We start from the raw sequence: 13777 nt of genomic DNA, 5'->3' as shown, positions 1-13777 counted from the left end.
GATAGTCTTGCGAGCAGACTTTCCAGGGATTTTTTTATTTTGATCAGGCCGCATCGAAGCCTTGGGTTACTTGATCGCGTTTTACGCATTTTGTTTCCGGGTGTGCTGTTTTTGTTACTCAACGGTTGTTCCAGCGTCAGCTACTACAGCCAGTTGGCCAGTGGTCAACTGCAACTGCTGCGGGCCCGGGAACCCGTTGCCCGCGTCATTGCCGACCCACAGCGCGATCAGAAATTGCGCGCGCACCTGGTCCAATCACAAAAAGCCAGGACCTTTGCCAGCCAGCAACTGCACCTGCCGGATAATCAGAGTTACCGCCTGTATGCCGACATTGGCCGTCCCTACGTGGTCTGGAACGTGTTTGTCACACCGGAATTTTCCCTGAAGCCACAAAACCACTGCTTCCCCGTCGCCGGTTGCGTGGCTTATCGCGGCTATTACAGCCAGAGTGCGGCTCGCGGTGAGGCGGCGCTGCAGCGCATGCAAGGCATGGACGTGTCCATCGGTGGAGTAGAGGCCTATTCGACCCTGGGGTGGTTCAACGATCCGATCATGAACTCAATGATGGGCTGGGGTGATGAACGACTGGCCACGCTGATCTTTCATGAACTCGCGCATCAGCGTGTTTATGTGAAGGATGACACTGAGTTCAACGAGTCATTCGCCACCTTTGTCGAGCAGGAAGGCACCCGCCAATGGCGGGCTTACCGTAGCCTTCCACCCGTAAACAGAACACAGGAGAAACAACGGGGCCAATTCATTCAGCTGATTCTGGACACCCGCACCCGGCTTGAAAAGCTATACACCCTGCCGCTGCCGCCCGAACAAATGCGCCAGCGTAAAGCTGAGGCGTTCGAACAGTTGCGCGCCGAATACCGCCAGATGCGTGATGAACAATGGGCCGGGGACAAACGCTACGACGCTTGGATTAATGCGCCGATGAACAATGCACGATTGCTGCCGTTCGGTCTGTATGACCAATGGGTGCCGGCGTTTGCGGCGTTGTTCAGGCAAGTAGGTGGGGATTGGGTGAAGTTTTATGCACAGGTCGAAAAGTTGGGTGCGTTGCCGGTTGAACAGCGTAAAGCGGCATTGAAGGCATTGTAGGAGCCAGGCTTGCCGGCGAACCAGGCGCCGCGGTTGTACCTGTTGAACCGCGTTATCGTTCTTCGCGGGCAAGCCTCGCTCCTATAGGCGAATTGGGCGCCGCGGTGTGTCTGTTGCCCCGCGTCATCGTTTTTCGCCGGCAAGTCGGATCGCCGTCCGCTCGCTCCTACTCGCGCAAAAACGCCTGATGCATCTCGTCCAACGTTTCAAAATGATAAGTTGGCGCTTCGGCACTCAACTCCTCCCGGCTACCAAACCCATAACCCACCGCTGCCGCATCCAGCCCGTTACTGCGCGCGCCGATCAGGTCGTGCTTACGGTCGCCGATCATCAGGGTACTGGCCGGGTCGAGGCCTTCTTCGGCCATCAGGTGGGCGATCAGTTCGACCTTGTTGGTCCGGGTGCCGTCCAGTTCGCTGCCATAGATCACCTTGAAGTGTTTGGCGAAGTCGAAATGGCGAGCGATTTCCCGGGCGAAAACCCAGGGTTTAGAGGTCGCGATGTACAGCTGTCGTCCTTGCCCACCCAGGGTTTCGAGCAGCGGTGTAACACCGTCGAATACGCGGTTTTCATAAAGCCCGGTAACCTTGAAGCGTTCCCGATAGAAGTTCACCGCCTCCCAGGCCCTGGGCTCGTCAAAGCTATAAAACTGCATGAAAGCCTGTAACAAGGGCGGACCGATGAAGTGTTCGAGTTTGGTCAGGTCGGGTTCATCGATGCCCAGCTTACCCAGGGCAAACTGGATCGAACGGGTGATGCCTTCGCGCGGGTCGGTCAGGGTGCCATCAAGGTCAAACAGAACGGTTTGGTAATGCATGAAGATTCCTGGGCGATAGCGAGACATTTCAGATCTGGTCGTAGCCTTCGGCCAGATGCAAATCCTTGAGCTTCACGTAGTTCGCCGCGCTGTAGGTGAAAAAGGCTTGTTCCTTGTCAGTCAGTGGCCGGATCTGTTTCACCGGGCTGCCCACATACAGGAAACCGCTTTCCAGGCGTTTACCCGGAGGTACCAGGCTTCCGGCACCAATAATAACGTCGTCGGCGACCACCGCGCCGTCCATGACGATGCTGCCCATGCCGATCAGGACCCGGCTGCCCACAGTGCAGCCATGCAGCATGACTTTGTGGGCGATGGTCACGTCGTCGCCAATAAGTAACGGGAAACCATCCGGATTGAACGGCCCGGCATGGGTGATGTGCAGCACACAGCCATCCTGCACGCTGGTACGCGCGCCAATGCGGATGCGGTGCATGTCGCCACGGATCACCGTCAATGGCCATACCGAGCTGTCTTCGCCGATTTCAACATCGCCGATCACCACCGCCGAACTGTCGACAAAAGCGCCTTTGCCGAGCAACGGCGTGTGGTTCTGGTACTTGCGAAGGGACACGATAGGTTCTCTCTCTGTCGCTGATAGCTGCGGTGAGTGTCGATTGTAATTAAGATGGCTGCATGTTTCTTCCAGCCAAGGTGCCAACCGTGAGCGTGAACAACCCTCTTTTGCAGTCCTACGACCTGCCGCCGTTCTCCGCGATCCGTGCCGAGCATGTGCAACCGGCCATTGAACAGATCCTGGCTGACAACCGCGCCGCCATTATCGAGATCCTCAAGACCCAGGGCAAACAACCGACCTGGGCCGGCCTGGTGCTGGCCATGGACGAGCTCAATGACCGCCTGGGTGCGGCGTGGAGTCCGGTCAGCCATTTGAATGCCGTGTGCAACAGTGCCGAACTGCGTGAAGCCTATGAGGCTTGCCTGCCTGCATTGAGCGCCTACTCCACGGAAATGGGCCAGAACCGTGAACTGTTCCAGGCGTATGAGGCCTTGGCCAACAGTCCGGAAGCCGCCGGTTTCGACGTAGCGCAGAAAACTATCCTGGAACACGCCCTGCGCGATTTTCGTCTGTCGGGTATCGACCTGCCGGAAGCCGAGCAGAAGCGCTACGCCCAAGTGCAGAGCAAACTGTCGGAGCTGGGTAGCCGCTTCTCCAATCAATTGCTGGATGCCACCCAGGCCTGGACCAAGCACATCACCGACGAAGCTGCCCTCGCCGGCCTGACCGATTCGGCCAAGGCGCAAATGGCCGCCGCCGCGCAAGCCAAGGACCTCGATGGCTGGCTGATCACCCTGGAATTCCCGAGCTACTACGCGGTAATGACCTACGCCCACGATCGCGCCCTGCGTGAAGAAGTCTACGCTGCGTACTGCACCCGCGCCTCGGATCAGGGCCCGAATGCCGGCCAGAACGACAACGGCCCGGTCATGCAGGAAATCCTCGACCTGCGTCAGGAGCTGGCCAAGCTCCTGGGGTTCGCCAGTTTCTCGGAACTGAGCCTGGCCACCAAAATGGCAGAATCCAGCGATCAGGTGCTGAGCTTCCTGCGCGACCTGGCCAAGCGCAGCAAGCCGTTCGCCGCCCAGGACCTGGAACAGCTCAAGGCCTATGCAGCCGAACAGGGCTGCCCGGACCTGCAAAGCTGGGACAGCGGCTTCTATGGCGAAAAACTTCGCGAACAACGTTACAGCGTTGCCCAGGAAGCCCTGCGTGCCTACTTCCCGATCGATAAAGTACTGGGCGGCCTGTTTGCCATCGTGCAACGCCTGTACGGCATCGAAATCGCCGAGCAGCAAGGCTTCGACACCTGGCACCCGGATGTGCGCCTGTTCGAAATCAAGGAAAACGGCCAGCACGTCGGCCGCTTCTTCTTCGACCTCTACGCCCGCGCCAACAAACGCGGTGGTGCCTGGATGGACGGTGCCCGCGATCGTCGCCGCACCGCCGAAGGGGTGCTGCAAAGCCCGGTGGCCAACCTGGTGTGCAACTTCACTCCGGCCGACAGCGGCAAGCCTGCGCTGCTGACCCACGATGAAGTCACCACTCTGTTCCACGAGTTCGGTCATGGCCTGCATCACCTGCTGACCCGCGTCGAACACGCCGGGGTGTCCGGCATCAACGGTGTGGCCTGGGACGCGGTCGAGCTGCCAAGCCAATTCATGGAAAACTGGTGCTGGGAGCCCGAGGGGCTTGCGCTGATCTCCGGTCACTATGAAACCGGCGAACCACTGCCCCAGGACCTGCTACAGAAAATGCTGGCGGCGAAAAACTTCCAGTCCGGCCTGATGATGGTTCGCCAACTGGAGTTCTCGCTGTTCGACTTCGAACTGCACGCCACCCATGGTGACGGTCGCAGCGTATTGCAAGTGCTTGAAGGCGTGCGCGACGAAGTGTCGGTGATGCGTCCTCCGGCCTACAACCGCTTCCCTAACAGCTTCGCGCACATCTTCGCCGGTGGTTACGCGGCGGGTTACTACAGCTACAAATGGGCTGAAGTGCTCTCGGCCGATGCTTTCTCCAAATTCGAGGAAGAGGGCGTGCTCAATGCCGACACCGGCCGGGCGTTCCGCGAAGCGATCCTCGCGCGCGGCGGTTCTCAAGAGCCGATGGTGCTGTTCGTCGATTTTCGTGGTCGTGAGCCGTCGATTGACGCACTCTTGCGCCACAGCGGCCTGAGTGAGGGCGCGGCAGCATGAGTGAGAGTCCCGTGATTACCAAACGACGCTTTATCGCCGGCGCGGTTTGTCCAGCCTGCAGCGAGCCGGACAAGTTGATGATGTGGAGCGAAGACGACGTACCGCATCGCGAATGCGTGGCTTGCGGTTACTCCGATACGCTGAATGAACAAGGCCTGTCCGTTCCCAAGGAACTGGGTACCCGGGTCAACACTTCCGCACTCAAGCCTGCGGACACCAAGGTTCAGGCCGTGCAGTTTTTTCCGAATCCGAAGCTGAAGAAAAAGCCTGACGAGCAACACTGAGAGGAAAGCGACACCTCTCACGGCGCAACGCCGTGAGAGGTATTGAGATTCCGTCAAGGCATGGAAATGCTGACGTAGGCTTTGGCCAGCGCCAGCAGTTTCATCATGTCCTCGGCATCAATATCGCCGTCACCATCGACATCTTTTTTGAGGTTACGGATCTTGAATGATTGCCCCCCATCATTTGAGGAGGCGATGAGGGTGGTGGCGTCCAGCAAAGCGGTGCTCGTCGCGAAATTTTTCGTATCCCAAGTCTCTTCTTTCAATGCGAACTGCATCGATACAAGCACTTCATTTGGATCGACGACAGTCGGACCAAGTTTCTGCAAAAAAATACCGCGGCGATTAAACATCGACATAATTAAATCCTTTTAATTAATACTCCAATCAATGCATGGAGCGACCATAACAATACCGGTCGCTGGAGCGTTTCAACCAGACGCGATGTGTATCGTTCAGTGACTTTCGAAACCAAGAGCTGCCCAACGGCACTGGTCACTCGAATCTTTCACGTATACTGTATGGGCATACAGCATGCGAGCCATTCCCATGAACGCGCCATTGCCTCCACGCGGTCGCGGCACCGCCACCAACCCGCATAACCGCTTCGCCCCCCATCGCTCGGTGGCCGAGGACGACGGTTGGTACCAGGAAGCGCCGATGACCCAAGGCACCGAGGTGTCCATCGAGACCGCGAAAACCATCATCACCCGCAATAATTCACCGGACCTGCCCTTCGATCGCTCGATCAACCCTTATCGTGGCTGCGAGCACGGTTGCATCTACTGTTATGCACGGCCCAGTCACGCCTATTGGGACATGTCGCCAGGTCTGGATTTCGAGACGAAGCTGATCGCCAAGACCAATGCAGCGGACATATTGGAAGAACAGCTCTCCAAACGTGGCTATCAATGCGCACCGATTAACCTGGGTTCCAACACCGATCCTTACCAGCCCATCGAGCGCGACTGCAAGATCACCCGCCAAACCCTCGAAGTGCTGCTGCGCTATCGTCATCCGGTAACCATCGTGACTAAAGGCTCGTTGATTCTGCGCGATCTGGACCTGCTGGCCGAACTCGCCCGTCAACGGCTGGTGGCGGTGATGATCAGCCTGACCACGTTGGACGACGAGCTCAAGCGCATCCTCGAGCCCCGCGCGGCGGCCCCCAAGGCCCGGCTGCGGGCGATCAGGGTGTTGCGCGAAGCGGGAGTTCCTGTGGGCGTTCTGTGCTCACCCATGATTCCGATGATCAACGACAGCGAAATCGAAAACCTGCTCACAGAAGCCCATGCCGCTGGAGCACAAAGCGCGGCTTACATGATGCTGCGGTTGCCCCTGGAAGTCGCGCCCCTGTTCGAAGAGTGGCTGGCGGCCCACTATCCGCAACGTGCGGCCCATGTCCTCAGCCTGATTCGCCAGAGCCGTGGCGGCGAGTTGTACGACAGTCGCTTTGGCGCACGCATGCGTGGTGAAGGCCCCTTTGCCGATTTGTTGGCACAACGTTTTGCCAAAGCCATTAAACGCCTGGGGCTCAACCATCGGGAAGGTTTCAACCTGGACTGCGATGCCTTCTGTCCCCCGGGTCGCCAAATGTCGTTGATTTGAGGACAATTAGCCTATGGTTGAGTACGAGGATCGCCCTCAACTTTTTCGCCAGTCACGTTTTTTGTGACCTGGAACACAGGTTCTAGAGCGGTCTTTTCAGTTTGAGTTAAGATTCGACGGCTACCTTGTTCATCGAGTGACTGACGGGTCGATCGACGACCTGGATGTTTTTTTAGACAGCCACTGGCTTCACACCGGACAAAACGGGAATATCCCTGACTCCGCCAAAGAGGATGAATCATGAGTGACAAGGATAAACAGCCGTTGGCTGCGTCGGCTTCTGCCCAACCCGGGGCGGAAAGCGCCGATGCAGCGCTGAAGCATATCGTTGACGGCTTTTTGCATTTTCATCATGAGATCTTTCCACAACAGGAAGAACTCTTCAAAAAACTCGCCACGGCCCAGCAGCCACGGGCGATGTTCATTACCTGCGCTGACTCGCGCATCGTCCCCGAGCTCATCACCCACAGCTCGCCGGGCGACCTGTTCGTCACTCGCAATGTCGGCAACGTCGTACCACCGTACGGCCAGATGAACGGTGGTGTGTCCACCGCCATCGAGTACGCAGTGCTGGCACTGGGCGTGCAGCACATCATCATCTGCGGCCACTCCGATTGCGGAGCGATGCGTGCGGTACTCAATCCCGACAGCCTGGAAAAAATGCCTACGGTCAAAGCCTGGCTGCGGCATGCGGAAGTCGCGAAAACCATGGTGCACGACAACTGCAACTGCGCCGACGAAAACGAACGCATGCACGTCCTCACCGATGAAAATGTCATCGCCCAGTTGCAACACTTGCGGACCCATCCCTCGGTCGCCTCGCGCATGGCGAACGGTCAACTGTTCATCCATGGCTGGGTCTATGACATCGAAACCAGCGAAATCAAAGCTTACGACGCGGATCAGGGTCGTTTCCTGCCGCTCGACGGCAGCCATCCGATTCCGGTGGCGACGCCCAAAGCGCGCTTCTAAATCCTCCTAACCATCTGTGTGGTTTGATGCCGGCCGCTGTTGCAGCGGTCCGGCCTTGCCATGCCTGAAGAAAACTTCGGGAGAATCATCATGCGTGCTGCGCAACTTAAAACAGTGCTGCCACGGGAGCTTTTGGCTTCGGTGGTGGTGTTTCTGGTCGCCCTGCCATTGTGCATGGGCATTGCCATTGCTTCGGGACTGCCACCAGCCAAAGGCCTGATCACGGGGATCATCGGTGGACTGGTAGTCGGTTGGCTGGCCGGCTCGCCATTGCAAGTCAGTGGTCCTGCGGCAGGTCTGGCGGTGCTGGTGTTCGAACTGGTACGCCAGCATGGCGTGGTCATGCTCGGGCCGATCCTGCTGTTGGCGGGCTTTTTACAGTTGGTCGCTGGTCGCTTGAAACTCGGCTGCTGGTTTCGCGTGACAGCACCTGCCGTTGTCTACGGCATGCTCGCCGGGATCGGGGTGCTGATCGTCCTGTCACAGCTGCACGTGATGCTGGACGCCACGCCCAAGCCCTCGGGGCTGGATAACCTGGCAGCCTTCCCGGCCGCCGTGGCTCAGGCTTTGCCATCCTTTGGCTGGCAGGCCGGTTTGCTTGGGTTGGGAACGATCGCAGTCATGTGGTTGTGGGAAAAGCTGCGTCCCCATTCCCTGCGCTTCGTTCCCGGCGCGCTACTGGGGGTTGGGATCGCCACCGTCGTCAGCCTGGCCTTGGCGCTGCAAGTCAAACGGGTGGAAGTACCCGCAAACCTGTCCGAAGCCATCGATTGGCTTAAACCTGCCGACTTGCTGAACCTGGCTGACCCTGCGTTGCTGATTGCCGCATTCGCGGTCGCATTCATTGCCAGCGCCGAAACCTTGCTATCCGCTGCCGCAGTCGACCGCATGCACAGTGGTCAACGCTCGGACTTCGACCGCGAGCTGTCCGCCCAAGGCGTTGGCAACATGCTTTGCGGAATGCTCGGCGCGTTGCCGATGACCGGAGTGATCGTACGCAGCTCGGCCAATGTCCAGGCCGGTGCCAGCACGCGTTACTCGACGATTTTCCATGGATTATGGCTGCTGGCGTTCGTAATGTTGTTGTCGAGCGTGCTGCAAAGCATTCCCGTGGCGAGCCTGGCCGGTGTGTTGGTTTACACCGGTTTCAAACTGGTGGATCTCAAGGCTTTTCGCGGTTTGGGTCGATACGGTCGAATGCCGATGTTCACCTACGCCACGACAGCGCTGGCGATCATCTTCACCGACTTGCTGACGGGCGTGCTGGTCGGCTTCGGCTTGACCTTGGTGAAGCTGGCGCTGAAAGCCTCACGACTGAAAATAAGCCTGATCGACCTTCCGCAGGACGGCGAAATGGAGCTGCGTCTGGTGGGGGCGGCGACCTTTCTCAAGGTGCCGGCGTTGACCCGGGTACTGGGTAGCATTCCGGCAGGTGCGACGGTGCATGTGCCACTCAATAACCTGAGCTACATCGACCATTCGTGCCTGGAATTGCTGGAGGAATGGGGACGGGCGAATGCGACCAAGGGCTCGAAATTGTTGATCGAGTCGCGCGGGTTGAAGCGAAGGCTGGAGGGCCGGGTGCGGACCAATATCGGAATTGGTGCGGCTGGCTGAATAACCCACCTGTAGGAGCGAGCCTGCTCGCGATGGACCAAAGAACACCGCGGGGTGTCAGAATACCCGCGGAATCGTTGTCGACCATCGCGAGCATGCTCGCTCCTACAAGGGTAATGCGAACCTACGCCACCGGCTGTTCCAGCTCCAGGCCCACACCCAGGCGGCGGGACATGCACGGCCAGCGCTTCCATGCGGCGCCGGTGTCCGGGCTGCTGAGTTTCTCGCGGTAGGCTTCGACCGACTCCAGCGCAAAGCTTTCGTCGTTGAGCATCTCGTCCACAGCGTGATGCACCGCCTCGTCCAGTTGGTTGGCGAACTCCTCACCGATCAACTGGTGAGCAATCAGGTTGGCGACAGTCATGTCCAAGGGGATCAGTGGCTGGCCAAGATGCTTGATGTACAGGTCGTTGACCTCTTCGACGAACCGGTGCGCCAGATAGGCTTCGTCCAGCAGGCTGTCGAGCCCGACGTGCCCGGCCATGATCGCCGGCGGCTGGAGGAAGTACTGTTCGGCGATTTTCAGCACCGGTTTTACCTGCGATTCGATACCCGCTTCCCTGGCGACTTCATTGGCTGCATCCAGCAGATCAGGTACTTCCTCAATGTAGGCGGCGACAAAACGTGTCAGGACGCCGTTGGCATCCGCCTCCGGTAATTGGATCGCGCGGTGTAGGTGAGGCAGTTGGTTTTCCAGCTGACGCGTCAGCAGGCCGCTCTCGGCTTCGTGTTGTTGTGCTTTTTGGATCTGCTCGCGCAATGCGGCGGTGTTCATGAAAACTCCAGGAAACAAGGCAATGAAATAGGGAAGACATAACTTAGCTGGCATACGAAAAATGCTAAGACGCATTTGTCATAATTATTTCATCCTTGAGACGCCTCCGTTATATCGGTTTGCCACCACTCGTCTGCATCCTTCTCCATTCGTGCCCTGCAAAGCAAGTTAATGCTGTTTCAGATGATTTACGCCAGCACATTGCGAGGTGGGAGTCGCTGTCTATACTCGGGTTGGAATGGAGTTAGCTGATGACGCCCGACTGCAATGCAGCAAGGCCCGGCGATTCAAGTTCGTAGTCTGATGCAGCCGCTCCCTTGCCGCAGGTGAAAGCCGGCGGGATAACAAGAACGATAAGGGGAACCCGCAATGATGCGACATCCACATGTCTGGATGGGCCTCCTGTTGTGGTCGATTTTCAGTCAGGCACAAGCGGCCTGGACTGTGAATATGGCGCCTGGAGCGACTGAAATCAGTCACGCTGTGTTTGACCTGCACATGACCATTTTCTGGATCTGTGTAGTGATCGGCATCATCGTCTTTGGCGCCATGTTCTGGTCGATGATCTTGCACCGCCGCTCTACCGGGCAGGTGGCGGCAAAATTTCACGAAAGTACCACCGTCGAAATTCTCTGGACCATCGTGCCCTTCATTATTCTGGTGGCCATGGCGGTTCCGGCGACTGCCACCCTGATCAAGATGTACGACGCCAGTGAGCCGGATATCGATATCCAGGTCACCGGCTATCAGTGGAAATGGCATTACAAGTACCTGGGCCAGGACGTTGAGTTCTTCAGCAACCTGGCCACTCCCGCCGATCAGATCCACAACAAGGAAGCCAAGAGCGAGCATTACCTGCTCGAGGTCGACAAGCCCCTGGTGCTTCCGATCGGCGCCAAGGTGCGCTTCCTGGTGACCTCTGCCGACGTGATTCACTCCTGGTGGGTGCCGGCCTTCGCGGTCAAGCGCGATGCGATCCCGGGGTTCGTCAACGAAGCCTGGACCCGTGTCGAAAAGCCCGGTGTCTACCGCGGCCAATGCGCCGAGCTGTGCGGCAAGGATCATGGGTTCATGCCGATCGTGGTTGAGGTCAAGGACAAGCCCGATTACGAAAAGTGGCTGGCTGAACGCAAGGCAGAGGCTGCACAACTCAAGGAGCTGACCAGTAAGGAATGGACCCTCGACGAGCTCAAAGAGCGCGGCGACAAGGTCTATCACACCGCCTGCGTGGCCTGTCACCAGGCCGAAGGCCAGGGCCTGCCGCCCATGTTCCCGGCTCTCAAGGGCTCGAAAATCGCCACCGGCCCCATCAAGGATCACCTGAGCATTGTCTTCCACGGCAAGCCTGGCACCGCCATGGCGGCGTTCGGCAAGCAACTGTCGGAAGTCGATATCGCAGCGGTCGTGACCTACGAGCGTAACGCCTGGGGCAACAACAAGGGCGACATGGTCACCCCCAAAGAAGTGCTGGAGCTGAAACAGGCGGAAAGCAAATGACCCAGTTTATTGCGCACCCAAGGAACCCGTCGGGGCAGCACGCCCCGACCTGCCCAGCCCATCTGCTTGCAGGAGACAGGACATGACTGTTGTAGTCGATGACCATGTTCAGACCGGCACCGCACACGAACATGCCCACGGCCCTGCCAAAGGCCTGATGCGCTGGGTGCTGACGACCAACCACAAGGACATCGGTACGCTGTACCTGTGGTTTGCGTTTTCCATGTTCCTGCTCGGCGGCTCGTTCGCGATGGTGATTCGCGCCGAACTGTTCCAGCCGGGGTTGCAGATCGTCCAGCCGGAATTCTTCAACCAGATGACCACCATGCACGGCCTGGTGATGGTCTTCGGTGCGGTGATGCCGGCCTTCGTCGGCCTCGCCAACTGGATGGTTCCGCTGATGATCGGCGCACCCGACATGGCGCTGCCGCGGATGAACAACTTCAGCTTCTGGCTGTTGCCAGCGGCATTCATCCTGCTGGTTTCGACCCTGTTCACCCCAGGAGGCGGACCCAACTTCGGCTGGACGTTCTACGCGCCGCTGTCGACGACGTACGCGCCGGAAAGCGTGACCTTCTTCATCTTCGCCATCCACTTGATGGGGATCAGTTCGATCATGGGTGCGATCAACGTGATCGCCACCATCCTCAACCTGCGCGCCCCCGGCATGACTCTGATGAAAATGCCGCTGTTCGTCTGGACCTGGCTGATCACCGCGTTCCTGCTGATCGCGGTAATGCCGGTACTGGCCGGTTGCGTGACGATGATGCTGATGGACATCCACTTCGGTACCAGCTTCTTCAGCGCCGCCGGTGGCGGTGACCCGGTGCTGTTCCAGCATGTGTTCTGGTTCTTTGGCCACCCCGAGGTGTACATCATGATCCTGCCGGCCTTTGGTGCCGTCAGCTCGATCATTCCGGCCTTCTCGCGCAAGCCGCTGTTCGGCTACACCTCGATGGTCTACGCCACGGCGAGTATCGCGTTCCTGTCGTTCATCGTCTGGGCGCACCACATGTTCGTGGTCGGTATCCCGCTGGTGGGTGAGCTGTTCTTCATGTATGCCACGTTGTTGATCGCGGTACCCACCGGGGTCAAGGTGTTCAACTGGGCCAGTACCATGTGGCAAGGCTCGCTGACCTTCGAGACGCCGATGCTATTCGCGGTGGCGTTCGTGATCCTGTTCTCCATCGGCGGTTTCTCCGGACTGATGCTGGCCATCGCCCCGGCGGATTTCCAGTACCAGGATACGTATTTTGTGGTCGCGCACTTCCACTACGTGCTGGTGCCGGGTGCAATCTTCGGGATCTTCGCCTCGGCCTATTACTGGATGCCGAAGTGGACCGGCCACATGTACGACGAAACCCTCGGCAAGCTGCATTTCTGGCTGTCGTTCATCGGCATGAACTTGGCTTTCTTCCCAATGCACTTCGTCGGGCTTGCGGGCATGCCTCGACGGATTCCGGACTACAACCTGCAATTCGCCGACTTCAACATGGTGTCGTCGATCGGCGCCTTCATGTTCGGTGCAACGCAGATTTTCTTCCTGTTCATCGTGATCAAGACCATTCGCGGTGGCCCGCCAGCACCGGCCAAACCGTGGGATGGGGCCGAAGGCCTGGAGTGGAGCGTTCCCTCACCGGCGCCGTATCACACCTTCACCACGCCGCCGGAAGTGAAATGAAATGAGCGCCATGGCCTTTGTGGGAGCGAGCCTGCTCGCGAAAAACGATGACGCGGTCTACCTGCCAAACCGTGGCGTCTGCTTCGCGAGCAGGCTCGCTCCCACAGGGCTCTCGGCGCAGGTGAGAAATCATGGCTGACTCGATTTCGATGAAGAAACTGGTCACCCGCCTGTTACTGGTGGTGGTAGCGATGTTTGTCTTCGGTTTTGCCCTGGTGCCGATCTACGACGTGATGTGCAAGGCATTCGGCATCAACGGCAAGACCGCCGGGCAGTATGAGGGTGAGCAAACGGTCGATACCTCGCGACAGGTTCGCGTGCAGTTCCTGTCGACCAACTCCGCCGACATGTCCTGGGATTTCTATCCCAAGCATGATGAATTGACGGCCAACCCCGGGGCAGTGAACGAGATGATCTTCATCGCGCACAACCCTACCAATCGCCCGATGAGCGCTCAGGCGGTGCCGAGCATCGCGCCCAGCGCGGCGGCGGCGTACTTCCACAAGACCGAATGCTTCTGCTTCACCCAACAAGTGCTGCAGCCCGGTCAACGAATCGAGATGCCGGTACGTTTCATCGTTGACCGTGACATGCCCAAGGATGTGAAGCACCTGACGCTGTCCTACACGCTGTTCGATATCACCGCCCGACATCCACCGGTCGCAGTAAATACTGGCGGTTGAGCGTGCCCGATAAGGAGAACA

Annotated in this window: 13 protein-coding genes; 9 read left to right on the top strand and 4 right to left on the bottom strand. The window is 58.5% G+C overall.

The window, feature by feature from the left end; all coding sequences use genetic code 11:
- Nucleotides 1-39 precede the first annotated feature (39 nt).
- The gene (locus PG5_RS15580; protein ID WP_020798071.1) at nt 40-1107 is read left to right on the top strand and encodes an aminopeptidase; all 1068 of its coding nucleotides are present in this window, start codon (nt 40-42) and stop codon (nt 1105-1107) included.
- A gap of 166 nt (nt 1108-1273) precedes the next feature.
- On the opposite strand, the gene PG5_RS15575 is transcribed toward PG5_RS15580, so the two are convergent.
- The gene (locus PG5_RS15575; protein ID WP_020798070.1) at nt 1274-1924 is read right to left on the bottom strand and encodes an HAD family hydrolase; all 651 of its coding nucleotides are present in this window, start codon (nt 1922-1924) and stop codon (nt 1274-1276) included.
- Between the two features lie 28 nt (nt 1925-1952).
- Nucleotides 1953-2498, bottom strand: a complete 546-nt coding sequence (locus PG5_RS15570; protein WP_008064772.1) for a gamma carbonic anhydrase family protein — start codon at nt 2496-2498, stop codon at nt 1953-1955.
- A gap of 89 nt (nt 2499-2587) precedes the next feature.
- Here PG5_RS15570 and prlC point away from each other — a divergent pair, with 89 nt between their 5' ends.
- Together prlC and PG5_RS15560 are read left to right on the top strand one after the other, a co-directional pair.
- Nucleotides 2588-4639 (top strand): oligopeptidase A, encoded by a 2052-nt coding sequence (gene prlC / locus PG5_RS15565; protein WP_020798069.1) that lies wholly within the window; start codon nt 2588-2590, stop codon nt 4637-4639.
- Entirely contained in the window at nt 4636-4923 is a 288-nt protein-coding gene (locus tag PG5_RS15560) for a YheV family putative zinc ribbon protein (protein WP_008064765.1), read from the top strand. Before prlC ends, PG5_RS15560 begins: the two co-directional genes overlap by 4 nt.
- 53 nt (nt 4924-4976) lie before the next feature.
- On the opposite strand, the gene PG5_RS15555 is transcribed toward PG5_RS15560, so the two are convergent.
- Nucleotides 4977-5282: a hypothetical protein gene (locus tag PG5_RS15555; protein ID WP_020798067.1), complete on the bottom strand. Its 306-nt coding sequence runs from the start codon at nt 5280-5282 to the stop codon at nt 4977-4979.
- 190 nt (nt 5283-5472) lie between these two features.
- On the opposite strand from PG5_RS15555, the gene PG5_RS15550 reads away from it, so the two are divergent.
- From PG5_RS15550 to PG5_RS15540, 3 genes are all read left to right on the top strand, one after another.
- Nucleotides 5473-6531, top strand: a complete 1059-nt coding sequence (locus tag PG5_RS15550) for a PA0069 family radical SAM protein (protein WP_020798066.1) — start codon at nt 5473-5475, stop codon at nt 6529-6531.
- A gap of 240 nt (nt 6532-6771) precedes the next feature.
- On the top strand, nt 6772-7503 hold the full coding sequence (locus PG5_RS15545) for a carbonic anhydrase (RefSeq protein WP_020798065.1): 732 nt from the start codon (nt 6772-6774) through the stop codon (nt 7501-7503).
- Nucleotides 7504-7593: 90 nt separating this feature from the next.
- Nucleotides 7594-9120, top strand: coding sequence for a SulP family inorganic anion transporter (locus PG5_RS15540; protein WP_042955430.1), 1527 nt, complete (start codon nt 7594-7596; stop codon nt 9118-9120).
- Nucleotides 9121-9244: 124 nt separating this feature from the next.
- Here PG5_RS15540 and PG5_RS15535 read toward each other — a convergent pair whose 3' ends face one another.
- Nucleotides 9245-9895 (bottom strand): hypothetical protein, encoded by a 651-nt coding sequence (locus PG5_RS15535; protein WP_020798063.1) that lies wholly within the window; start codon nt 9893-9895, stop codon nt 9245-9247.
- Between the two features lie 369 nt (nt 9896-10264).
- Between PG5_RS15535 and coxB the strand changes: the two genes are divergently transcribed.
- The 3 genes from coxB to PG5_RS15520 all read left to right on the top strand — a co-directional run bounded on the left by coxB (nt 10265) and on the right by PG5_RS15520 (nt 13756).
- Nucleotides 10265-11392 (top strand): cytochrome c oxidase subunit II, encoded by a 1128-nt coding sequence (coxB, locus tag PG5_RS15530; protein WP_020798062.1) that lies wholly within the window; start codon nt 10265-10267, stop codon nt 11390-11392.
- Nucleotides 11393-11474: 82 nt separating this feature from the next.
- On the top strand, nt 11475-13073 hold the full coding sequence (gene ctaD, locus PG5_RS15525) for a cytochrome c oxidase subunit I (RefSeq protein ID WP_020798060.1): 1599 nt from the start codon (nt 11475-11477) through the stop codon (nt 13071-13073).
- Between the two features lie 131 nt (nt 13074-13204).
- Entirely contained in the window at nt 13205-13756 is a 552-nt protein-coding gene (locus PG5_RS15520; RefSeq protein ID WP_020798058.1) for a cytochrome c oxidase assembly protein, read from the top strand.
- Nucleotides 13757-13777: the final 21 nt, after the last annotated feature.

The sequence above is a fragment of the Pseudomonas sp. G5(2012) genome (assembly GCF_000408945.1).
Classification (GTDB): Bacteria; Pseudomonadota; Gammaproteobacteria; order Pseudomonadales; family Pseudomonadaceae; genus Aquipseudomonas; species Aquipseudomonas umsongensis.
The sequence above is the reverse complement of the archived record's forward strand: the minus strand, read 5'-3'. Positions and strand labels throughout refer to the sequence as shown.